Source organism: Blastococcus sp. SYSU DS0669 (assembly GCF_054050895.1).
In genome coordinates, this window is record NZ_JBJHAE010000008.1 from 26244 (window position 1) to 47799 (window position 21556).

General features: G+C 69.4%; 34 protein-coding genes. 1 reads left to right on the forward strand and 33 read right to left on the reverse strand.

Annotated features, from left to right (window positions below; all coding sequences use genetic code 11):
• Positions 1-15: 15 nt before the first annotated feature.
• The 33 genes from rpsD to rpsL all read right to left on the reverse strand — a co-directional run bounded on the left by rpsD (position 16) and on the right by rpsL (position 19907).
• A complete protein-coding gene (gene rpsD / locus ACI792_RS10620) occupies positions 16-642 on the reverse strand; it encodes a 30S ribosomal protein S4 (RefSeq protein WP_456579657.1) in 627 nt (208 codons plus the stop codon).
• Positions 643-680: 38 nt separating this feature from the next.
• Positions 681-1088: a 30S ribosomal protein S11 gene (gene rpsK / locus ACI792_RS10625; RefSeq protein ID WP_012950456.1), complete on the reverse strand. Its 408-nt coding sequence runs from the start codon at positions 1086-1088 to the stop codon at positions 681-683.
• A gap of 104 nt (positions 1089-1192) precedes the next feature.
• Positions 1193-1573, reverse strand: a complete 381-nt coding sequence (rpsM, locus tag ACI792_RS10630) for a 30S ribosomal protein S13 (protein WP_104527727.1) — start codon at positions 1571-1573, stop codon at positions 1193-1195.
• Positions 1574-1587: 14 nt separating this feature from the next.
• Entirely contained in the window at positions 1588-1701 is a 114-nt protein-coding gene (gene rpmJ / locus ACI792_RS10635) for a 50S ribosomal protein L36 (RefSeq protein WP_012950458.1), read from the reverse strand.
• Positions 1702-1768: 67 nt separating this feature from the next.
• Entirely contained in the window at positions 1769-1990 is a 222-nt protein-coding gene (gene infA, locus ACI792_RS10640; protein WP_012950459.1) for a translation initiation factor IF-1, read from the reverse strand.
• Between the two features lie 303 nt (positions 1991-2293).
• Positions 2294-3097 (reverse strand): type I methionyl aminopeptidase, encoded by an 804-nt coding sequence (gene map / locus ACI792_RS10645; protein WP_456579658.1) that lies wholly within the window; start codon positions 3095-3097, stop codon positions 2294-2296.
• 91 nt (positions 3098-3188) lie between these two features.
• Complete coding sequence (locus ACI792_RS10650) at positions 3189-3797, reverse strand: adenylate kinase (protein WP_456579659.1); 609 nt, start codon at positions 3795-3797, stop codon at positions 3189-3191.
• Positions 3797-5107, reverse strand: coding sequence for a preprotein translocase subunit SecY (secY, locus tag ACI792_RS10655; RefSeq protein WP_456579660.1), 1311 nt, complete (start codon positions 5105-5107; stop codon positions 3797-3799). The genes ACI792_RS10650 and secY overlap by 1 nt, the downstream gene beginning before the upstream one ends.
• 134 nt (positions 5108-5241) lie before the next feature.
• Entirely contained in the window at positions 5242-5685 is a 444-nt protein-coding gene (rplO, locus tag ACI792_RS10660; RefSeq protein ID WP_456579661.1) for a 50S ribosomal protein L15, read from the reverse strand.
• Between the two features lie 13 nt (positions 5686-5698).
• On the reverse strand, positions 5699-5878 hold the full coding sequence (gene rpmD / locus ACI792_RS10665) for a 50S ribosomal protein L30 (protein WP_113811322.1): 180 nt from the start codon (positions 5876-5878) through the stop codon (positions 5699-5701).
• 1 nt (position 5879) lies between these two features.
• On the reverse strand, positions 5880-6494 hold the full coding sequence (gene rpsE / locus ACI792_RS10670) for a 30S ribosomal protein S5 (protein WP_026857030.1): 615 nt from the start codon (positions 6492-6494) through the stop codon (positions 5880-5882).
• Positions 6495-6543: 49 nt separating this feature from the next.
• Complete coding sequence (rplR, locus tag ACI792_RS10675) at positions 6544-6966, reverse strand: 50S ribosomal protein L18 (protein ID WP_456579662.1); 423 nt, start codon at positions 6964-6966, stop codon at positions 6544-6546.
• Positions 6966-7505 (reverse strand): 50S ribosomal protein L6, encoded by a 540-nt coding sequence (gene rplF / locus ACI792_RS10680; RefSeq protein ID WP_456579663.1) that lies wholly within the window; start codon positions 7503-7505, stop codon positions 6966-6968. The genes rplR and rplF overlap by 1 nt, the downstream gene beginning before the upstream one ends.
• Positions 7506-7520: 15 nt before the next feature.
• Positions 7521-7931, reverse strand: a complete 411-nt coding sequence (gene rpsH, locus ACI792_RS10685; RefSeq protein ID WP_456602571.1) for a 30S ribosomal protein S8 — start codon at positions 7929-7931, stop codon at positions 7521-7523.
• A gap of 153 nt (positions 7932-8084) precedes the next feature.
• Complete coding sequence (locus ACI792_RS10690; RefSeq protein WP_091929101.1) at positions 8085-8270, reverse strand: type Z 30S ribosomal protein S14; 186 nt, start codon at positions 8268-8270, stop codon at positions 8085-8087.
• Between the two features lie 19 nt (positions 8271-8289).
• Positions 8290-8874 (reverse strand): 50S ribosomal protein L5, encoded by a 585-nt coding sequence (gene rplE / locus ACI792_RS10695; protein ID WP_456560347.1) that lies wholly within the window; start codon positions 8872-8874, stop codon positions 8290-8292.
• 5 nt (positions 8875-8879) lie between these two features.
• Positions 8880-9227, reverse strand: a complete 348-nt coding sequence (gene rplX / locus ACI792_RS10700) for a 50S ribosomal protein L24 (RefSeq protein WP_456579665.1) — start codon at positions 9225-9227, stop codon at positions 8880-8882.
• A gap of 2 nt (positions 9228-9229) precedes the next feature.
• Positions 9230-9598, reverse strand: a complete 369-nt coding sequence (gene rplN, locus ACI792_RS10705) for a 50S ribosomal protein L14 (protein WP_091929103.1) — start codon at positions 9596-9598, stop codon at positions 9230-9232.
• Between the two features lie 217 nt (positions 9599-9815).
• Positions 9816-10106 (reverse strand): 30S ribosomal protein S17, encoded by a 291-nt coding sequence (gene rpsQ, locus ACI792_RS10710; RefSeq protein ID WP_456560345.1) that lies wholly within the window; start codon positions 10104-10106, stop codon positions 9816-9818.
• Positions 10103-10336, reverse strand: a complete 234-nt coding sequence (gene rpmC / locus ACI792_RS10715; RefSeq protein ID WP_166531786.1) for a 50S ribosomal protein L29 — start codon at positions 10334-10336, stop codon at positions 10103-10105. The genes rpsQ and rpmC overlap by 4 nt, the downstream gene beginning before the upstream one ends.
• The gene (gene rplP, locus ACI792_RS10720) at positions 10336-10752 is read right to left on the reverse strand and encodes a 50S ribosomal protein L16 (protein WP_456579667.1); all 417 of its coding nucleotides are present in this window, start codon (positions 10750-10752) and stop codon (positions 10336-10338) included. Before rplP ends, rpmC begins: the two co-directional genes overlap by 1 nt.
• Before the next feature lie 3 nt (positions 10753-10755).
• Complete coding sequence (rpsC, locus tag ACI792_RS10725; RefSeq protein ID WP_456602572.1) at positions 10756-11697, reverse strand: 30S ribosomal protein S3; 942 nt, start codon at positions 11695-11697, stop codon at positions 10756-10758.
• Positions 11697-12164: a 50S ribosomal protein L22 gene (gene rplV / locus ACI792_RS10730; RefSeq protein WP_091929107.1), complete on the reverse strand. Its 468-nt coding sequence runs from the start codon at positions 12162-12164 to the stop codon at positions 11697-11699. Before rplV ends, rpsC begins: the two co-directional genes overlap by 1 nt.
• 20 nt (positions 12165-12184) lie before the next feature.
• The gene (gene rpsS / locus ACI792_RS10735; protein WP_236825796.1) at positions 12185-12466 is read right to left on the reverse strand and encodes a 30S ribosomal protein S19; all 282 of its coding nucleotides are present in this window, start codon (positions 12464-12466) and stop codon (positions 12185-12187) included.
• A 34-nt stretch (positions 12467-12500) separates the two neighbouring features.
• Complete coding sequence (rplB, locus tag ACI792_RS10740; RefSeq protein WP_456602573.1) at positions 12501-13334, reverse strand: 50S ribosomal protein L2; 834 nt, start codon at positions 13332-13334, stop codon at positions 12501-12503.
• 43 nt (positions 13335-13377) lie between these two features.
• A complete protein-coding gene (gene rplW / locus ACI792_RS10745) occupies positions 13378-13680 on the reverse strand; it encodes a 50S ribosomal protein L23 (protein ID WP_091929110.1) in 303 nt (100 codons plus the stop codon).
• Positions 13677-14453: a 50S ribosomal protein L4 gene (gene rplD, locus ACI792_RS10750; protein ID WP_456579669.1), complete on the reverse strand. Its 777-nt coding sequence runs from the start codon at positions 14451-14453 to the stop codon at positions 13677-13679. Before rplD ends, rplW begins: the two co-directional genes overlap by 4 nt.
• Positions 14450-15115 (reverse strand): 50S ribosomal protein L3, encoded by a 666-nt coding sequence (gene rplC, locus ACI792_RS10755; protein WP_456579670.1) that lies wholly within the window; start codon positions 15113-15115, stop codon positions 14450-14452. The genes rplD and rplC overlap by 4 nt, the downstream gene beginning before the upstream one ends.
• Before the next feature lie 15 nt (positions 15116-15130).
• Positions 15131-15436, reverse strand: a complete 306-nt coding sequence (rpsJ, locus tag ACI792_RS10760) for a 30S ribosomal protein S10 (RefSeq protein ID WP_091929113.1) — start codon at positions 15434-15436, stop codon at positions 15131-15133.
• 150 nt (positions 15437-15586) lie between these two features.
• Positions 15587-16780 (reverse strand): elongation factor Tu, encoded by a 1194-nt coding sequence (gene tuf, locus ACI792_RS10765; protein WP_246982518.1) that lies wholly within the window; start codon positions 16778-16780, stop codon positions 15587-15589.
• A gap of 90 nt (positions 16781-16870) precedes the next feature.
• Positions 16871-18970, reverse strand: a complete 2100-nt coding sequence (gene fusA, locus ACI792_RS10770) for an elongation factor G (RefSeq protein WP_456579671.1) — start codon at positions 18968-18970, stop codon at positions 16871-16873.
• A gap of 92 nt (positions 18971-19062) precedes the next feature.
• Positions 19063-19533: a 30S ribosomal protein S7 gene (gene rpsG / locus ACI792_RS10775; protein WP_091929116.1), complete on the reverse strand. Its 471-nt coding sequence runs from the start codon at positions 19531-19533 to the stop codon at positions 19063-19065.
• Positions 19533-19907: a 30S ribosomal protein S12 gene (gene rpsL / locus ACI792_RS10780; RefSeq protein ID WP_012950487.1), complete on the reverse strand. Its 375-nt coding sequence runs from the start codon at positions 19905-19907 to the stop codon at positions 19533-19535. Before rpsL ends, rpsG begins: the two co-directional genes overlap by 1 nt.
• A 524-nt stretch (positions 19908-20431) precedes the next feature.
• On the opposite strand from rpsL, the gene ACI792_RS10785 reads away from it, so the two are divergent.
• The gene (locus ACI792_RS10785; RefSeq protein ID WP_456602574.1) at positions 20432-21472 is read left to right on the forward strand and encodes an LLM class F420-dependent oxidoreductase; all 1041 of its coding nucleotides are present in this window, start codon (positions 20432-20434) and stop codon (positions 21470-21472) included.
• The last annotated feature ends 84 nt before the right edge of the window (positions 21473-21556 follow it).

Genomic DNA, 21556 nt, shown 5'->3' on the forward strand with positions numbered 1-21556 from the left:
CCTGGGGACGAGCTGTTACTTCGAGTAGAGCTCCACGATGAGCTGCTCCTGGACCGGGGTGTCGATCACCTGGCGGGCCGGGATGCCGTGGACAAGCACGCGCAGCTGGGTGCTGATGACCTCCAGCCACGGCGGCACAGGGCGCTCGCCGGCGCGGGCCTGGGCCACCTCGAACGGCATCATCGTGCGCGACTTCTCGGCCACCTCGACGATGTCGTTCTCGCTGACGCGGTAGGACGGGATGTCGACCTTGCGGCCGTTCACCCGGATGTGGCCGTGGCGCACCAGCTGGCGGGCCATGTCGCGGGACTCGGCGAAGCCGGCCCGGTAGACCACGTTGTCCAGCCGCGACTCGAGGATCTGCAGCAGGACCTCACCGGTCTTGCCCGTCTTGCGGTTGGCCTCTTCGTAGTAGCCGCGGAACTGCTTCTCCAGCACGCCGTAGATGCGGCGGGCCTTCTGCTTCTCGCGCAGCTGCAGCAGGTACTCGCTGTCCTTGCTGCGACCCCGCCCGTGCTCGCCCGGCGGGTACGGCCGGATCTCGATCGGGCACTTCGGGGACTCGCACTTGCTGCCCTTGAGGAACAGCTTCATCTTCTCGCGCCGGCACAGGCGGCAGTCGGCTCCGGTGTAACGGGCCACGTCAGGTACTCCTCGTTCGTCTCGTCAGTGGACCGCGGTCAGACCCGGCGGCGCTTCTTGGGGCGGCAGCCGTTGTGCGGCTGCGGCGTCACGTCCTGGATCTGACCGACCTCGAGGCCCGTGGCCTGCAGCGATCGGATCGCGGTCTCGCGGCCGGAGCCGGGACCCTTCACGAAGACGTCGACCTTGCGCATGCCGTGCTCCTGCGCCTTGCGGGCAGCGTTCTCGGCGGCCATCTGCGCGGCGAACGGCGTCGACTTGCGCGAGCCCTTGAAGCCCACGTGGCCGGCCGACGCCCAGCTGATCACGTTCCCGGTCGGGTCGGTGATCGAGACGATCGTGTTGTTGAACGTGCTCTTGATGTGCGCAGCACCGTGAGCGACGTTCTTCTTCTCCTTGCGGCGGACCTTCTTGGCACCGGCCGCGGCGCGAGCCCTGGGAGGCATATGTCTGTCGAATCCTTTGTCTTTCGTGGCCTGGATCCGGTGAGGCTGCGTACGGGCCGCAAGCCGAGCCGGGGGGCACTCGGGGGGCGGAGCCCCCCGAGCGTCTACTTCTTGCCGGCCTTCTTCTTGCCGGCGATGGTCTTGCGCGGGCCCTTGCTCGAGCGCGCGTTGGTCTTGGTGCGCTGACCGTGCACCGGGAGACCGCGGCGGTGCCGCAGGCCCTGGTAGCAACCGATCTCCACCTTGCGACGGATGTCGGCGGCCACCTCGCGGCGCAGGTCACCCTCGACGCGGAAGTGCTCGTCGATGTAGTCGCGCAGCTTCAGCAGGTCCTCGTCACTGAGGTCCTTGGCGCGCAGGTCCGGGCTGACGCCCGTCGCGGCCAGGGTCTCCTTGGCGTGGTGCTTGCCGATGCCATAGATGTAGGTGAGCGCGATCTCCATCCGCTTCTCGCGGGGCAGGTCGACGCCAGCCAGTCGTGCCATGTTCAGGTACTCCCTCAGCCCTGGCGCTGCTTGTGCCGGGCGTTGTCGCAGATGACCATGACCCGGCCGTGCCGGCGGATCACCTTGCACTTGTCGCAGATCTTCTTCACCGACGGCTGGACCTTCACCGGTGCCGCCCCTCATTCCTCGAAATCGATGTGCCGGGACCCCGCACCACGTGCGGGTCCGCGACGGTCACTTGTAGCGGTAGACGATGCGACCGCGCGTCAGGTCGTAGGGCGAGAGCTCCACGACCACGCGGTCCTCGGGCAGGATGCGGATGTAGTGCTGCCGCATCTTGCCGCTGATGTGGGCGAGCACCCGGTGCCCGTTCTGCAGCTCGACCCGGAACATCGCGTTGGGCAGCGGCTCGACGACGCGACCCTCGACCTCGATGGCCCCGTCCTTCTTCGCCATGCCCTACACGCACTCCTTGACTCGGTGGTACGGGATCCTCGTGCGCCCGCGCCGGTACCCGGCTGGACGCGCTCGGAGATTGCAGATCGGGTGGTGCTGACGCTCTCGCAGAGGGCGCCCCGGGTCATGCGGCCACAGCACGACGACGGAGCGGCGCTAGCGCCACAGAAGATCGTACCCCCGTGCCCCACGAGTCACCAACCCGCCCCCGCAGTGACGACCCGCACCCCCGGCGACGGGCTGGAGCGGCCCCGTCGCAGGGGCCTGCCGTGAGCGTGCGAACCGTGGGGGCATCACGCCCCTTCAGGAGCGCGGCGTGATGCCGAACGGGGCGAGGCCGGCGGCCCCGCCGTCCTCGGCGGTCAGGACCCACGGGCCCTCGGGGGTGATGGCCACCGTGTGCTCGAAGTGCGCGGCGCGCGACCCGTCCTTGGTGACGACGGTCCAGCCGTCCTCGAGCTCGACCGTCGCGGGGTCCCCCACCGTGACCATCGGCTCGATCGCGAGCGCAAGGCCGGGGACGAGCTTGGGGCCTCGACCCGGACGCCCGTAGTTGAGCACGTGCGGGTCCTGGTGCATCTCGGTCCCGATGCCGTGGCCGCCGTAGTTGTCGACGATCCCGTACGGGTGCTGCTCCCGGCGTATCTCCTGCTCGACGGCCGAGCTGATGTCGGTGAGCCGGCCCCCGGCCACCGCGCGCGCCAGACCGGCCCACATCGAGCGCTCGGTCACGGCCATCAGCGCGGCGTCCTCCGCCGAGGGCTCTCCCACGGTCAGCGTCACGGCGGAATCGCCGTGCCACCCGTGGAGGATGGCCCCGCAGTCGATGGAGATGTTGTCGCCCTCGGCCAGGGCCCGGCTCGTGCTCGGGATGCCGTGCACGATCTCGTCGTTGATCGACGCGCAGATGCTGCCGGTGAAGCCGTGGTACCCGAGGAAGGACGGGACGGCGCCCGCGCTCCGGATGTGATCCTCGGCGATCGCGTCCAGCTCCCCGGTGGTCACACCGGGCCTGATCGCGGCGCGGACCGCGGCGATGGCCCCCGCGACGACGAGGCCGGCGCCACGCATCAGCTCGATCTCGTGCGCCGTCTTGATCTGGATCATGCGTCCACTCCACTTCGCGAGCAACGGAAGGCGGCCGAGGATGCCTGCCGTCATCTGCCGCGTCGCTCCTTCACCGCGCCCCGCCGTCCGGTCAGACGGCAGCCGGGTGACCGGACTCGCCGTCGGCACCGAGCGCACGCAGCGCCCGGGCCGTGACCTCCTCGACGGAGCCGATCGCGTCGATCCGCGCGAGCAGGCCCTCTCCCTCGTAGAAGCCCGACAGTGGCGCGGTCTGTTCCCGGTAGACCTTCAGGCGGTGCCGCACGGTCTCCGGCTTGTCGTCGTCCCGCTGCACCATCTCGCCGTCGACGAGCATCCGGCGTCCCGAGAGCCGGCGGACCAGCTCCTCCTCGTCCACGACCAGTTCCAGCACGCGGTCGAGCTTCTGACCGAGCTCGGCCAGCGACTCCCGGAGCTGCTCGGCCTGGGCGATCGTGCGGGGGAAGCCGTCGAGCAGGAAGCCCGCCGCGGCGTCGTCCTCGGCCAGCCGGTCCTTGACCATGGCGACCGTGATCTCGTCGGGGACGAGGTCGCCGGCGTCCATGTAGACCTTGGCCTTGCGGCCGAGCTCGGTCTGCCCGCTCACGTTCGCCCGGAAGATGTCACCCGTCGAGATCGCGGGGACGCCGAGCTTGCCGGCGATGATCTGCGCCTGGGTGCCCTTGCCCGCTCCGGGCGGCCCCAGGAGGACGACGCGCACTACTTCAGGAACCCTTCGTAGTTGCGCTGGTTGAGTTGCGTCTCGATCTGCTTCACCGTCTCCAACCCCACTCCGACCATGATCAGGACCGCGGTCCCACCGAACGGGAAGTTCTGGTTCTGGCCCTCCTGCGTGATCGACAGGAAGAGGTTCGGCAGGACGGCGACCAGGCCCAGGTAGATCGAGCCCGGAAGCGTGATCCGGGACAGGACGTACTGCAGGTACTCGGCGGTCGGGCGACCCGGGCGGATGCCCGGGATGAAGCCGCCGTAGCGCTTCATGTCGTCGGCCCGTTCCTCCGGGTTGAACGTGATCGACACGTAGAAGTACGTGAAGAAGATGATCATCGCGAAGTAGATCGCGACGTGCACCGGGCTGCTCTGGTCGATGACGTAGGTCTCGAAGAAGCGCCGGACCGCGCCCGTCTCGCTGCCCTGCAGCTGGGTGAGCAGCTGCGGGAGGTACAGCAGCGACGAGGCGAAGATGACCGGGATGACGCCGGCCTGGTTCACCTTCAGCGGGAGGTAGGTGGACGTGCCGCCGTACATGCGGCGCCCGACCATCCGCTTGGCGTACTGCACCGGGATGCGCCGCTGGGCCTGCTCGACGTAGACCACCGTGCCGATGATGACGACCGCGAAGGCGCACACGACGGCGAAGACCACGCCGCCGCGGGTCTGCAGGATGGCACCGCCCTCGGCCGGGATCCGGGCCGCGATCGAGGTGAAGATCAGCACGGACATGCCGTTGCCGATCCCCTTCTCGGTGAGGAGCTCGCCGAGCCACATGATCAGGGCCGTCCCGGCGGTCAGCGTGATCACCAGGATGATCGTCGTCCAGACCGACTGCGAGGGGATGATCTGCTCGCTGCAGTTCGGGAACAGCTGCCCGCTGCGGGCGAGGGCGATGATGCCGGTGCTCTGCAGGACGGCGAGCGCGATGGTGAGGTACCGGGTGTACTGGGTCAGCTTGGCCTGACCCGACTGCCCTTCCTTCTTCAGCTGCTCGAAGCGCGGGATCACCACCACCAGCAGCTGCACGATGATGCTCGCCGTGATGTAGGGCATGATCCCGAGCGCGAACACCGAGAGCCGCAGCAGCGCGCCTCCGGAGAAGAGATTCACCAGCGAGTAGAGGTCCCGCTGGTCCGAGGCCTGCGCCTGCTCCAGGCAGCTGTTGATCGCCTCGACCGACACACCGGGGCCGGGGACCGCGGCCCCCAGCCGGTAGATGGCGATGATCGCCAGGGAGAACAGCAGCTTGCGCCGGAGGTCTGGCGTCCGGAACGCCGCGGCGAACGCCTGCAGCACGTGCCCTCCCCTGGTTCGGTCGAGTGAGGTTAGCAACGGGCCCGTCCCGCGGAGCGGGACGGGCCCGTGTCGATCCCCCCGGAGGGCCGCGTCGCGGTCTCTCGACCGGTTCGGCCCTCCGGGGGGATCCGTGTTCAGATGCGGGTGGTGCTGCCTCCGGCCGCGGCGATCTTCTCGGCCGCCGAGGCGGAGAAGGCGTTCGCGTGGACGTCGACCTTGACCCCGCCGAGCTCACCGGTACCGAGCACCTTGACCGGCTGGCCACGGCGCACCGCGCCGGCCTCGGCCAGGGTGTCCGGGTTGACCGGGCCGCCCTGCGGGAACAGCGCCGCGATCCGGTCGAGGTTGACGACCTGGAACACGACCTTGTTGTTGTTCTTGAAGCCCGAGAGCTTGGGCAGCCGCATGTTCAGCGGGGTCTGCCCACCCTCGAACCGCGCGGCGACGGTGCCCCGCGCGCCGGTGCCCTTGGTACCGCGTCCGGCCGTCTTGCCCTTGGAGCCCTCACCGCGACCCACGCGGGTCTTCTTGGTGTGGGCGCCCGGGGCCGGCCGCAGGTGGTGGACCTTCAGTGTCATAGCGAGTCTTTCCTCAGACTTCTTCGACGGTGACCAGGTGCGGCACCGTCGCGACCATCCCGCGGATCTCGGGACGGTCCTCCTGGACGACCGAGTCGTTGATCCGCTTCAGCCCGAGCGAACGCAGCGTCTGGCGCTGGTTCGGCTTGGTGCCGATGGCCGACTTGATCTGGGTCACCTTGAGCTGCGCCACGTCACACCCCCTGGCCCGCACGCGCGCGCAGCATGGCGGCCGGGGCCACGTCCTCGAGGGGCAGACCGCGGCGGGCCGCGATCTCCTCGGGGCGGACGAGGTCCTTCAGCGCCTGCATGGTGGCGTGCACGATGTTGATCGGGTTCGACGAACCGAGGCTCTTGGAGAGCACGTCGTGGATCCCGGCGCACTCGAGCACGGCACGCACCGGGCCACCGGCGATGACACCGGTACCGGGGCTGGCCGGCTTCAGGAGCACGACGCCCGCCGCCGCCTCACCCTGCACGGGGTGCGGGATGGTGCTGGCGATGCGCGGCACCTTGTAGAAGTGCTTCTTGGCCTCCTCGACGCCCTTGGCGATCGCCGCGGGCACCTCCTTGGCCTTGCCGTAGCCGACGCCCACGGTGCCGTCACCGTCGCCCACGATCACCAGGGCGGTGAAGCTGAAGCGCCGACCACCCTTGACGACCTTGGACACGCGGTTGATGGCCACCACGCGCTCGATGTAGTTGCTCTTCTCGGCGGGCGCGCCCCCGGGGCCCCGCCCGCCGTCACGGCGGTCCCGGCGGTCGTTGCCGCCGCCGGCACCGCCGCCGCGTCGCTGTGGTCCTGGCATCAGACGTCCCTCTCGATCTGCTCGCTCGTGCTGGTGGGGTGGGTGGTCATCAGAAGTCCAGCCCACCCTCGCGGGCACCGTCGGCCAGGGCGGCGATGCGCCCCGCGTAGCGGTTGCCCCCGCGGTCGAAGACGACCGCCGTGATGCCGGCGGCCTTCGCGCGCTCGGCCACCAGGCCACCGACCTGACGGGCCAGGGCGGACTTGTCGCCCTCGGCGCCGCGCAGGCTGGCGTCCATGGTGGAGGCGCTCACCACCGTGCGACCGACGGTGTCGTCGACGATCTGCACGTGGATGTGGCGCGCGCTGCGCTTGACCACCAGGCGCGGACGCTCCGGCGTGCCGGAGACCCGCTTGCGCAGCCGGTTGTGCCGACGAAGCCGCGAGACGCGGCGCGCCGTGCTGATGTCGGTGCCGACGGGCTTGCGGCCGCCGGCGCTCTTCCCGTTCGTGGGAGCAGTTGCCTGAGCCATCACTTACCCGTCTTCCCGACCTTGCGCTTGACGACCTCGCCCTGGTACCGCACACCCTTGCCCTTGTACGGGTCGGGCTTGCGGATCTTGCGGATCTTGGCCGCCACCTCACCGACCAGCTGCTTGTCGATGCCGCTGACCCGGAGGCGGGTCGGGGACTCGACAGCGAAGGTGATGCCCTCGGGGGCCTTCACCGGCACGGGGTGGCTGAAGCCCAGGGCGAACTCGAGGTCCGAGCCGCGAGCCTGGACGCGGTAACCGACACCGACGATCTCGAGGGTCTTGGTGTAGCCCTCGGTGACGCCGGTGATCATGTTGGCGATCAGAGTCCGCGAGAGCCCGTGCAGGGCGCGGTTCTGCCGCTCGTCGTTGGGGCGCTGGACCCGCAGCGTGCCGTCCTCGTCGCGCTCGACGGTGATCGGCGCGGCGACCGTGTGGCTGAGAGCGCCCTTGGGTCCCTTCACGCTGACCGTCTGACCGTCGATGGCGACGTCCACACCACCGGGCACGGCGATCGGGAGTCGTCCGATCCGTGACATCTTCGCTCGCTCCTCTTACCAGACGTAGGCGAGGACTTCCCCACCCACGCCCTTCTTGTTCGCCTGCTTGTCGGTCAGCAGCCCGGTCGAGGTCGAGATGATCGCCACGCCGAGACCGCCGAGCACCTTGGGCAGTGCGGTGGACTTCGCGTACACCCGCAGACCGGGCTTGGAGACCCGGCGGACCCCCGCGATGCTGCGCTCGCGGTTGGGGCCGTACTTCAGGTCGATGACCAGCTGCTTGAAGGGGTTGCCGTCCTTGTCGACGTCGTCGACGCGCCAGCCGGCGATGTAGCCCTCCTGCTGGAGGATCTCGGCGATGTGCGTCTTCAGCTTCGACGACGGCATGACCGCGGAGTCGTGGTACGCCTGGTTGGCGTTGCGCAGACGCGTCAGCATGTCTGCGATCGGATCGGTCATCGTCATGACGTGAGTGGTGCCTCTCTCGCCGCGGTTCCTCGTGCGCCGGGTCTCAGGGACTTGGCGCCGGGCCTCTCGGCGATCAGTAACGGAATGGAACGGCTCGGCTGCAGGGACCCGCGGCGCGCGAAGCGTGTCGTGGGGCGCAGCCGAGTCCTTCTACCAGGAGCTCTTACGGACGCCGGGGAGCTCCCCGGCGTGAGCCATCTCCCGCAGGCAGATCCGGCACAGGCCGAACTTGCGGAAGACCGAGTGCGGGCGACCGCACCGCTGGCAGCGGGTGTAGCCGCGCACCTTGAACTTGGGGGTGCGAGCTGCCTTGTTGATCAGCGCCTTCTTGGCCATCTCTTCTCTCCTGCCCGGCTCAGCGGACGGTCGTGATGACGGGCTGGCCGGCGAAGGGGAAGCCGAGCTGGCGGAGCAGCTCGCGACCCTCCTCGTCGTTGGTCGCGGTCGTGACCAGCGTGATGTCCATGCCGCGCGGACGGTCGATCTTGTCGACGTCGATCTCGCGGAACATCGACTGCTCGGTCAGGCCGAACGTGTAGTTGCCGTTGCCGTCGAACTGCTTGGCATTGAGGCCGCGGAAGTCACGGATGCGGGGCAGGGCGAGCGACAGCAGGCGGTCGAGGAACTCCCACATGCGGTCGCCGCGGAGGGTGACCTTCGCGCCGATGGGCATGCCCTCGCGGAGCTTGAACTGCGCGATGGACTTGCGGGCCCGGACGACAGCCGGCTTCTGGCCGGTGATGGCGGTGAGGTCGCGGACCGCGCCGTCCATCAGCTTCGCGTCGCGGGTGGCCTCGCCGACGCCCATGTTGACGACGATCTTCGTCAGGCGCGGGATCTGCATGACGTTCTCGTAGCCGAACTCCGACTGGAGGGCGGGCACGATCGTCTCGCGGTAGTGGGCGAGCATGCGGGGCAGCTCACGGGTGGGTGCGCTCATGAGGTTCAGAGGTCCTTACCGGTGCGCCGCGAGACCCGGATGCTGCGGCCTTCCTCGTCCTTGCGGTAGCCGACCCGGGTCGGCTTCTCCTCGGAGTCGACCACCATCACGTTGCTCACGTGGATGGGCGCCTCCTGCGTGACGATCCCGCCCTGCTGGGCGCCGCGCTGGTTCGAGCTGATGCGGGTGTGCTTGCGCACGCGGCCGACACCCTCGACCAGCACGCGCTGGAGCTTGGGGTAGGCAGCGATGACACGCCCCTTCGCGCCCTTGTCCTTGCCGGACAGCACGAGGACGGTGTCGCCCTTCTTGACCTTCATCGACGGCGTCTTGCCGTTGCTGGCAGCAGCCATGATCACAGCACCTCCGGGGCGAGCGAGATGATCCGCATGAAGCGCTTGTCGCGGAGCTCCCGGCCGACGGGCCCGAAGATGCGCGTACCGCGCGGGTCGCCGCTGTCGCGGATGATGACAGCGGCGTTCTCGTCGAAGCGGATGTAGGAGCCGTCGGGACGACGCCGCTCCTTCACCGTGCGGACGACGACGGCCTTGACCACGTCGCCCTTCTTGACGCCGGCACCCGGCAGCGCGTCCTTCACGGTGCCGACGATGACGTCGCCGATGCCCGCGTAGCGTCGCCCGGAGCCACCGAGAACCCGGATGCAGAGGATCTCCTTCGCACCGGTGTTGTCGGCGACTCGCAGCCGCGACTCCTGCTGGATCACGTCCTACTCCCCAATACTTGTGGTGACAGCCGGGCCGGAACGGTGAACCGGCTGTCCGGCACTCGCGTGCGGACGCACCGACGGCTGCTGCCGCCGGTGCGTCCGAAGCACGGGTACCGGGATGCGGCGCGCGACCCCCGTCGAGCGGTGGGGTGCGCGCCAGTCGTTCAGGGTACTCCTACCCGTCGCGGCCCTGCCGGGCCGCCTCCTGCTGGGCTTACTTGGCCTTCTCGATGACCTCGACCAGCCGCCACCGCTTGGTGGCCGACGTCGGCCGGGTCTCCATGATCTGCACGCGGTCACCGATGCCGGCGACCCCCTGCTCGTCGTGGGCCTTCAGCTTGCTGGTCCGCCGGATGACCTTGCCGTACAGGCCGTGCTTCACGCGGTCCTCGACCTCGACGACGATGGTCTTCTCCATCTTGTCGCTGACGACGAGGCCCTCGCGGACCTTGCGGTAGCCACGGCCGGCCAGGCCGGGGCCGGACGACTGCTGGGTCTCGCTCATGCCACACCCTCGCTCGGGGCGACCGAGAGACCCAGCTCGCGCTCGCGCATGATCGTGTAGATCCGGGCGATGTCGCGGCGGACGGTCTGCAGTCGCCGGTTGTTGTCCAGCTGGCCGGTGGCCACCTGGAACCGCAGGTTGAACAGTTCTTCCTTCGACTCGCGCAGCCGCGCGGCGAGCTCATCGACGGAGAGCTCGCGCAGCTCGGGAGCGGTCAGACCAGCGGCCATCACACTTCTCCTTCACGCGTGATGAAGCGGCACTTCATCGGCAGCTTGTGGATCGCGCGGCGCATGGCCTCGCGGGCCACGGGCTCGGCGACACCGGACAGCTCGAACAGCACGCGGCCGGGCTTGACGTTGGCCACCCACCACTCGGGCGAGCCCTTACCGGAGCCCATGCGGGTCTCGGCGGGCTTCTTGGTCAGCGGACGGTCGGGGTAGATCGAGATCCACACCTTTCCGCCACGACGGATGTGCCGGGTCATCGCGATACGCGCCGACTCGATCTGCCGGTTGGTCACGTACGCCGGCTCCAGGGCCTGGATCGCGTACTCACCGAAGTTGATCTCGGTGCCGCCCTTGGCCCGGCCGGTGCGGCTCGGATGGTGCTGCTTGCGGTGCTTGACGCGCCGTGGGATGAGCATGGCTCAGCTCTCCGTGTTCTGGGCGGGCGGGGCCGTCGACGACGCGGCCTCGGCGGCAGCGGTGGCCTCGGGGCCGGCCGCCTCGGCGATGGTCTGCTCGGGAGCGACCTCACCGGAGGTCTGCGCGACCACGGCATCCGTGGTGTCGGTCGGCGCGTCGGCCACCGGACCGGTCGAGGACTGGACCGCGGCACGCCCGGCCTCGGTGCCCCCGGCGGTGGTGCCCGAGGAACCCGAACGCCGCTGGGGCCGCTGGGCCCGCTCACGACGCTGCTGGCGGTCGGCGAGGGCCTCGAGGGCGGCGCGCTCGGCGCGCGAGCCGCTGACGTCGCCCTTGTAGATCCACACCTTGACGCCGATGCGACCGAAGGTCGTCCGGGCCTCGTAGATGCCGTAGTCGATGTTCGCGCGGAGCGTGTGCAGGGGCACGCGGCCCTCGCGGTAGAACTCCGAGCGGCTCATCTCCGTGCCGCCGAGGCGACCGGAGCACTGCACCCGGATGCCCTTGACCTGCGGGCTGCGCTGGGCCGACTGCATGGCCTTGCGCATCGCGCGGCGGAAGCTGACCCGGCTGGAGAGCTGCTCGGCGACGCCCTGGGCGACCAGCTGCGCGTCCGACTCGGGGTTCTTGACCTCGAGGATGTTCAGCTGCACCTGCTTGCCGGTGAGCTTCTCGAGCTCGCCGCGGATGCGGTCGGCCTCGGCGCCGCGGCGGCCGATGACGATGCCCGGGCGGGCGGTGTGGATGTCGACGCGGACCCGGTCACGGGTGCGCTCGATCTCCACCTTGGAGATGCCGGCCCGCTCCATGCCCTTGGACATGAGCTTGCGGATCGCGACGTCTTCCTTGACGTAGTCCTTGTACAGCTTGTCCGCGTACCACCGGGACTTGTAGTCGGTGGTGATCCCGAGTCGGAACCCGTGCGGGTTGACCTTCTGACCCACTATCGGGTCCCTCCCCTCGTGTTGCTGGTGGACTGCTGGGTGGCCGGGCCCGACTGACCGGTGTCCCGGCGCGCCTTGCGCGACTTCTGCGCGAGGACGGCGCTGCTGGCCACCTCGCTCACCTCGATGGTGATGTGGCTGGTCCGCTTGTTGATGCGGAACGCCCGGCCCTGCGCACGCGGACGGATCCGCTTCAGCGTGGGGCCCTCGTCGACGTACGCCGCGCTGACCACGAGTGCAGCCGGGTCCAGCTGCAGGTTGTGCTCGGCGTTGGCCACCGCGCTGGCGACGACCTTGGCGACCGGCTCACTGGCCGACTGCGGGGCGAAGCGCAGCAGCGCCAGCGCCTCGTCGGTCGGCAGGTAGCGGATCAGGTCCACCACTCGGCGGGCCTTCATGGGGGTCACGCGGACGAACCGGGCCGTAGCCCGGGCGACCGGCGCCTCCTGTCCCAACTGGGAAGTCATCTGAATCTCTCTCTACCTGGTCAGCCCCGCCGCGAGCGGCGGTCGTCCTTGACGTGCCCGCGGAACGTGCGCGTGGGCGCGAACTCCCCGAGCTTGTGCCCGACCATCGCCTCGGTGACGAACACCGGGACGTGCTTGCGGCCGTCGTGCACCGCGAGGGTGTGGCCGAGCATGTCCGGGATGATCGTCGAGCGGCGTGACCAGGTACGGATCACGTTCTTGGTGCCCTTGGCGTTCTGGGCGTCCACCTTGGCGAGCAGGTGGTCGTCGACGAACGGGCCCTTCTTCAGGCTGCGTGGCATAACGGACTCTCCATAACCGCCGGGGAACCCGGGCTCAGCGCTTCTTGTTGGTGCGCCGGCGGCGCACGATCAGGGCGTCACTGGCCTTCCGCTTGCGCGTCCGGCCCTCCGGCTTGCCCTTCGGGTTCACCGGGTGGCGACCACCGGAGGTCTTGCCCTCACCACCACCGTGCGGGTGGTCCACCGGGTTCATGGCGACACCGCGGACGGTCGGGCGCTTGCCCTTCCACCGCATGCGGCCGGCCTTGCCCCAGTTGATGTTCGACTGCTCGGCGTTGCCCACCTCGCCGACGGTCGCGCGGCAGCGCACGTCGACGTTGCGGATCTCGCCCGACGGCATGCGGAGCTGCGCGAAGCGACCCTCACGGGCGACCAGCTGGACGCTGGTCCCCGCGGAGCGGGCGATCTTCGCGCCGCCACCGGGACGGAGCTCGATGGCATGAACCACGGTGCCGACCGGGATGTTCCGCAGCGGCAGGTTGTTGCCGGGCTTGATGTCGGCGGCGGGGCCGCACTCCACCAGGTCGCCCTGCTTGAGCCGCGCCGGGGCGATGATGTAGCGCTTCTCGCCGTCGGCGAAGTGCAGGAGCGCGATCCGCGAGGTGCGGTTCGGGTCGTACTCGATGTGCGCGACCTTGGCCGGCACGCCGTCCTTGTCGGCGCGACGGAAGTCGATCACCCGGTACGCGCGCTTGTGCCCACCGCCCTGGTGACGAGCGGTGACCTTCCCGTGCACGTTGCGCCCGCCACGACCGTGCAGCGGTCGGACCAGCGACTTCTCGGGGTGGTCTCGCGTGACCTCGGCGAAGTCGGCGACGCTGGAGCCGCGGCGGCCCGGCGTCGTCGGCTTGTACTTGCGGATAGCCATTGCTGACTCAGTCCTCTATCTCTGGTCCGAACGGTCCAGGCGCTCAGGCGCCGGGACCACCGAAGATTTCGATGCGGTCGCCGGCAGCCACGGAGACGATGGCGCGCTTGGTGTCCTTGCGCTTGCCCATCTGCGCGCCGCGGCTGCGCTTGCGCTTGCCCTGGCGGTTGATCGTGTTCACGCCGAGGACCTTCACCTTGAAGATCTGCTCGACCGCGATCTTGATCTGCGTCTTGTTGGCATCCGGCCGCACGATGAACGTGTACTGGTTGCCGTCGAGAAGGCCGTAGCTCTTCTCGGAGATGACCGGGGCGAGCAGGACGTCCCGGGGGTCGCGGACGCTCATGCCTTCTCCTCGGTGGTCTCTTCGACGGTGCCCTCACCGACGGCGGGGGCGATGGACGGGATGCCACCCGGCGTCTCGTGGGTGGCGAGGTCCGGCAGGTCTGCGCCGGAGCGCTTGCCCTTGGCCGGACCCGCGACGAACTCCGCCAGCGCCGTCTCGGTGAAGACCACCTCGTCGGACACCAGCACGTCGTACGTGTTGAGCTGGCCGGCCTCGATCAGGTGCACCTCGGGCACGTTGCGCAGGCTCACCCAGTTGAGGACGTCGTCGCGGTCGAGGACCACGAGGACGCGCTTGGCCTGGGTGACGGCGTGCAGCGTGGCGAGGGCGGCCTTCGTCTTGGGGGCGTCGCCGTCGACGAACGCGGAGACCACGTGCACCCGGCCCTCGCGGGCCCGGTCGGAGAGGGCACCGCGCAGGGCGGCGGCCTTCATCTTCTTCGGGGTCTTCTGCTCGTAGTTGCGCGGCTGCGGGCCGTGGACGATGCCACCACCGGCGAACTGCGGCGCACGCGTCGAACCCTGGCGGGCGCGACCGGTGCCCTTCTGGCGGTACGGCTTGGCGCCACCACCGCTCACCTGGCCCCGCGTCTTCGTGGCGTGCGTGCCCTGACGGGCCGCAGCCAGCTGGGCGACGACCACCTGGTGCATCAGGGAGACGTTCGCGCTGGCGTCGAAGAGCTCACCGGGCAGCGTGACGCTGCCGGAGGTCTCCCCCGCCGGGGTGCGGACGTCGACCTGGCGGTCGGTGCGCGTGTCGGTCGATGAGGTCACTTGTCGTCACTCCCCACGGGCCCGCCCTTGACGGCCGAACGGACGAGCACGAGGCCGCCCTTCGGGCCGGGGATGGCGCCCTTGATCAGCAGCAGACCGCGCTCGGCGTCCACCTTGTGGACGACCAGCGACAGGGTCGTGGTCTTGACCGCGCCCATGCGGCCGGCCATGCGCAGGCCCTTGAAGACCCGGCCCGGCGTCGAGGCGCCACCGATGGAGCCCGGCGACCGGTGCTTGCGCTGGGTGCCGTGCGCCGCGCCGAGGCCCTTGAAGCCGTGACGCTTCATGACACCGGCGGTGCCCTTGCCCTTGCTCGTGCCGATGACGTCGACCTTCGCGACGCCGTCGAACACCTCGGCGGTCAGCTCCTGGCCGACCGTGTAGCTCCCCGCATCGGAGGTGCGCAGCTCCACCAGGTGGCGCCGCGGCGTCACGCCCGCCTTGGTGAAATGCCCGCCCTCAGGACGGTTCACCTTGCGCGGGTCGATCTCGCCGAACCCGAGCTGGACGGCGGAGTAGCCGTCGACCTCGGGGGTGCGCACCTGGGTCACCACACACGGGCCCGCCTTGACGACGGTCACCGGCACGAGGCGGTTGTTCTCGTCGAAAACCTGGGTCATCCCCAGCTTCTCGCCGAGGAGACCACGGAATGTGCTCGCCATGTCTGCTGACTGCCCTTACTGAATGTTGACGTCGACCGAGGCCGGCAGGTCGATGCGCATGAGCGCGTCGACCGTCTTCGGCGTCGGGTCGAGGATGTCGATGAGCCGCTTGTGGGTCCGCATCTCGAAGTGCTCGAAGGAGTCCTTGTACTTGTGCGGAGACCGGATCACGGCGTACACGTTCTTCTCCGTCGGCAGCGGCACCGGGCCGACGACGCGCGCTCCGGTCTTCGTCACCGTGTCCACGATGCGCCGCGCCGAGGCATCGATCGCCTCGTGGTCGTAGGCCTTCAGCCGGATGCGGATCTTCTGTCCCGCCATCGCCTGTTCTCGCTCCTGCCGATCGGTTGTGAAAGATCAAGTGGGTCTGCTGACCCGTGGGTCTGACGACCCGGGGGGTGGCTCCGGCGTCGCACGCCCGAGCCCATGGCCGGGCGGCGGCCGGTTCCCCGGCCGCCGCCCGTCAGGGTGTTACTTGATGATCTTGGTGACGCGCCCGGCGCCCACGGTACGGCCACCCTCGCGGATGGCGAACCGGAGACCCTCCTCCATGGCGATGGGCTGGATGAGCTCCACCGTCATCTCGGTGTTGTCGCCCGGCATGACCATCTCGGTGCCGGCGGGCAGGGTCACGACGCCCGTCACGTCCGTCGTCCGGAAGTAGAACTGGGGACGGTAGTTGTTGAAGAACGGCGTGTGACGGCCACCCTCGTCCTTCGAGAGGATGTAGACCGAGCCCTCGAAGTTGGTGTGCGGGGTGATCGAGCCGGGCTTCACGACGACCTGGCCGCGCTCCACGTCCTCGCGCTTGATGCCGCGGAGGAGCAGACCCACGTTGTCGCCGGCCTGGCCCTGGTCGAGCAGCTTGCGGAACATCTCGACACCGGTGACGGTGGTCTTCGTCGAACCCTCGCGGATACCGACGATCTCGATCTCCTCGGAGACCTTGACGATGCCGCGCTCGACGCGGCCGGTGACGACCGTGCCACGACCGGTGATCGTGAAGACGTCCTCGACGGGCATGAGGAACGGCTTGTCGATCTCGCGCTCCGGCTCGGGGATCGCGGTGTCGACGGCGTTCATCAGCTCCATGAGCTTGTCGCCCCACTCGGCGTCGCCCTCGAGGGCCTTGAGCGCCGAGACGCGGACCACGGGGACGTCGTCGCCCGGGAACTCGTACTCGCTGAGGAGCTCGCGCACCTCGAGCTCGACGAGCTCCAGGATCTCCTCGTCGTCGACCATGTCGGCCTTGTTGAGGGCCACGACGATGTAGGGGACGCCGACCTGACGGGCCAGGAGGACGTGCTCCTTGGTCTGCGGCATCGGGCCGTCGGTGGCGGCCACGACGAGGATCGCGCCGTCCATCTGGGCGGCACCGGTGATCATGTTCTTGATGTAGTCGGCGTGCCCGGGGCAGTCGACGTGCGCGTAGTGCCGGTTCTCGGTCTGGTACTCGACGTGCGCGATCGAGATCGTGATGCCGCGAGCCTTCTCCTCGGGCGCCTTGTCGATCTGGTCGAACGCCGAGGCCTCGTTGAGGTCCGGGTACTTGTCGTGCAGGACCTTGGTGATCGCCGCGGTCAGCGTCGTCTTGCCGTGGTCGATGTGCCCGATGGTGCCGATGTTGACGTGCGGCTTGGTCCGCTCGAACTTGGCCTTGGCCACTGGGTTCCTCTCCTCGTGGTTACGCAGGTGGTGCGTGCTCTGGGGTGGGGCTGTGCTCGGGGAGCGCGGGCGGGGCCGCCCGCACTCCGGTTACTCGCCGGTCGCCTTGGCGATGATCTCCTTGGCGACGTTGGCCGGGACCTCGGCGTACGAGTCGAACACCATGGAGTAGCTCGCCCGTCCCTGGGTGCGGCTGCGCAGGTCGCCCACGTAGCCGAACATCTCCGACAGCGGCACCAGGGCCCGGACGATGCGGGCGCCGGAGCGCTCCTCCATCGCCTGGATGATCCCGCGGCGGGAGTTCAGGTCGCCGATGACGTCGCCCATGTTGTCCTCGGGCGTCGTGACCTCGACCGCCATCAGCGGCTCGAGCAGGGCCGGGTCGGCCTTGCGCGCAGCCTCCTTGAAGGCGATCGATCCAGCGATCTTGAAGGCCATCTCCGAGGAGTCGACCTCGTGGTACTGGCCGTCGAGCAGGCTGGCCTTGACCCCCACCATGGGGTAGCCGGCCAGCACGCCGTACTGCATGGCGTCCTGCATGCCCTGGTCGACCGAGGGGATGTACTCCTTCGGGACACGACCACCGGTGACCTTGTTCTCGAACTCGTAGGTCGCCGCGTCGCCCCCCGTGGGGAGCGGCTCGATGGCGATCTGCACCTTCGCGAACTGGCCGGAGCCACCGGTCTGCTTCTTGTGGGTGTAGTCGTAGCGCTCGACGGCCTTGCGGATCGTCTCGCGGTAGGCCACCTGCGGCTTGCCGACGTTCGCCTCGACGTTGAACTCGCGGCGCATGCGGTCGACGAGGATCTCCAGGTGGAGCTCGCCCATGCCCGAGATGACCGTCTGACCGGTCTCCTCGTCCAGCTTCACCTGAAAGGTCGGGTCCTCCTCGGCGAGCTTCTGGATCGCGGTGCCGAGCTTCTCCTGGTCGCTCTTGGTCTTCGGCTCGATGGCGACCGAGATGACCGGAGCGGGGAAGGACATCGACTCGAGGATCACCGGCTTCTGCGGGTCGCAGAGGGTGTCACCCGTCGTCGTCTGCTTGAGCCCGTTGACCGCGACGATCTGACCGGCGCCCACGCCGGCACGCTCCTCGCGCTTGTTGGCGTGCATCTGGTAGATCTTGCCGATCCGCTCCTTGCGGTCCTTGGTGCTGTTGAGCACCGGGGACCCGGCGTCGAGCCGGCCGGAGTAGACGCGGACGTAGGTCAGCTTGCCGAGGTGCTGGTCGGTCTGGATCTTGAACGCCAGCGCCGAGAACGGCTCGTCCTCGTCGGCGTGCCGCAGGACCTCGGTCTCGCCGTCCAGGGCCGTGCCGACGATCGCCTCGATGTCGAGCGGGCTCGGGAGGTAGTCCACGACGGCGTCCAGCAGGGGCTGCACGCCCTTGTTCTTGAACGCCGTGCCCGTGAGCACCGGGTTGACCTGCCCGCCGATGGTGGCCTTGCGGATCGCCGCCTTCAGGCGGTCGACCTCGATCTCCTCGCCACCGAGGTAGTCCTCCATGAGCGAGTCGTCGAAGTCGGCGATGTTCTCGAGCAGCTTCTCGCGGTACTCGGCGGCCTGGTCGGCGAGCTCGGCCGGGATCTCCTCGACGGCGTAGTCCTCGCCCATCTTGGTCTCGCCGCGCCAGGTGAGCGCCTTCATGGTGACCAGGTCGACGACACCGATGAAGTCGGCCTCGGCGCCGATGGGCAGCTGCAGCACCAGCGGGTTGGCCCCGAGGCGCTCGACCATCATGTCGACGCAGCGGAAGAAGTCCGCACCGGTGCGGTCGAGCTTGTTGACGAAGCACATGCGCGGGACGCCGTACTTCTCGGCCTGCCGCCACACCTGCTCGGTCTGCGGCTCGACACCGGCCACACCGTCGTAGACCGCGACCGCACCGTCGAGCACGCGCAGGGAGCGCTCCACCTCGACGGTGAAGTCGACGTGCCCGGGGGTGTCGATGATGTTGATGTCGTGGCCGTTCCAGGAGCACTTCGTCGCGGCCGACGTGATGGTGATGCCGCGCTCCTGCTCCTGCTCCATCCAGTCCATCGTGGCCGCGCCGTCGTGGACCTCACCGATCTTGTACGTGATACCGGTGTAGAAGAGGATGCGCTCGGTGGTGGTCGTCTTGCCGGCGTCGATGTGCGCCATGATCCCGATGTTGCGGGTCTTGCGGAGCTGGGCCTCGTTGCTGGCCATTGCTTCTCCTCTTGGATCAGGTCCGTGTGCGGGTGCCGGGGCTGCGACGTCCAGAGGCGCCCGGGAGTCCCGCCGACGGCGGGCGCTGGTGGTTACCAGCGGTAGTGCGCGAAGGCCTTGTTCGACTCGGCCATCTTGTGCGTGTCCTCGCGCCGCTTGACGGCGGCACCGAGGCCGTTGCTCGCGTCGAGCAGCTCGTTCATCAGGCGCTCGGTCATCGTCTTCTCGCGGCGGGCCCGGCTGTACTGGATGAGCCAGCGCAGGCCGAGCGTGGTGCTGCGGGAGGCGCGGACCTCGACCGGGACCTGGTAGGTCGCACCACCGACGCGGCGGCTGCGGACCTCGAGGGCCGGCTTCACGTTGTCCAGCGCGCGCTTGAGCGTGACGACCGGGTCGGTGTCGGTCTTGGCGCGGGCACCCTCGAGGGCGCCGTAGACGATCGCCTCGGCGACCGAGCGCTTGCCGTCGACCAGCACCTTGTTCACCAGCTGGGTGACCAGCGGCGACTGGTACACCGGGTCGGCGACCAGCGGACGCTTCGGCGCGGGGCCCTTGCGCGGCATTAGCTCTTCTCCTTCTTCGCGCCGTACCGGCTGCGAGCCTGCTTGCGGTTCCGGACACCCTGGGTGTCCAGCGAGCCGCGGATGATCTTGTAGCGGACGCCGGGCAGGTCCTTCACACGGCCGCCGCGCACGAGCACCATCGAGTGCTCCTGCAGGTTGTGGCCGACGCCCGGGATGTAGGCGGTCACCTCGATGCCACTGGTCAGGCGGACGCGAGCGACCTTGCGCAGCGCCGAGTTCGGCTTCTTCGGCGTCGTCGTGTACACGCGCGTGCAGACTCCGCGACGCTGGGGCGAACCCTTCAGCGCCGGGGTCTTGGTCTTCTCGACCTTGTCCTCGCGGCCCTTGCGGACCAGCTGGTTGATCGTGGGCATGGGTGGCCTGGATCTCCTACCTGCGCTGGGGTGGTGCTCGTCTGTGTGCTGCTCTGGGGGGTGGTGCTGGGGTGCCGGTCCCTGGTCGGAACCTCCCCGACCCCGGCCGTGTTCCATGTCCGGTCCACGCGGTCGGGCGTGTTGCCCTTCCCAGGACCGGTCCGGTGTCAGACCGAACTCGGTTGCCCCTCGCGACTCCGGCGCCGCCACCTTCCGGCGAGGCCGGGAGGTGGTCCTCGGTGACCGGGAGGCTGTCGCCTCCGGCCCCCCAGACGCACCGCGAACGGGAGCAGGCCCAGGGCACCCTGGGCACGGCTGACCACGATACCCGTGCCTGAACAGGCGGTCAAAGCCGGGTCCCTCACACCGGTCGACACGTCGACCGGAGGGGCCGGGCAGGGGCCGGAACCCTGCGGAGACTACCCCCGCCCGCGCCCTCGGCACAGCTCCTCCGCTGTCCCGTACGGCGACCGATAGCGTGCGGGACGGCGCCAACGATGGTGCCGCGACACAGAGGAGTGCACGTGCGCATCGGCATCCAGGCCAGCTACAGCGGTGGCTTCCAGGAGACGGCGGCGGAGATCCGCGACCTCGAGTCGGCGGGGCTCGACGTCGCCGCCGTCGCCGAGGTCTACACCTTCGACGCGGTCAGCCAGATCGGCTACCTGGCCGCCGTGACGGAGCGGGTCGAGCTGCTCAGCGCCATCCTGCCCATCTACAGCCGCACGCCGGCGCTGACCGCCATGACGGCGGCCGGGCTCGACTTCGTCTCCGGCGGGCGCTTCACCCTCGGGCTGGGGGCGTCGGGGCCGCAGGTGATCGAGGGCTGGCACGGCGTCGCCTACGACGCCCCGCTGCAGCGCACCCGCGAGGTGGTCGAGATCTGCCGCCAGGTCTGGCGCCGGGAGCGCCTGGACCACCAGGGCAAGAAGTACACGGTGCCGCTGCCGGCCGACCAGGGCACCGGGCTCGGCAAGCCGCTCAAGCTGATCAACACCCCGGTGCGCGAGCGCGTCCCGGTGATGCTGGCCGCCCTGGGCCCCAAGAACGTGGAGCTGGCCGCCGAGATCGCCGAGGCGTGGGAGCCCATCTTCTTCGTCCCGGAGAAGGCTGCCTCGGTCTGGGGGGACTCTCTCGCGGCCGGCAAGGCCAAGCGGGACGCCGCCCTCGGTGAGCTGCAGATCGTCACCGGGGTGCCCGTGGCGATCGGCGAGGACGTCGAGAAGCTGCTCGACTACGTGCGCCCCTCCCTCGCCCTGTACATCGGCGGCATGGGAGCGCGCGGCAAGAACTTCTACAACGACCTCGCCGTCCGGTACGGCTACGAGGCCGAGGCGAAGACGATCCAGGACCTCTACCTGGACGGCCGGAAGGACGAGGCCGCCGCCGCGGTGCCCGACGAGCTGGTGCGCGCGTCGTCGCTCATCGGCCCGGAGGGGTACGTGGCCGAGCGGATCGCCGCGTTCGCCGAGGCCGGCGTCACGACGCTGATGCTCCAGCCGCTCGACGACAGCCGCGAGGCCCGCCTGCGCACCGTGGAGACGATGAAGCGCCTCGCTGCGTGATCTGTCGTCCTCCGGACGACACCGCGGCCAGGCGCCGTCCCGGCCGTCCTCCCTCACCGCAGCGCGTCCTCCCCCACCGCCTGC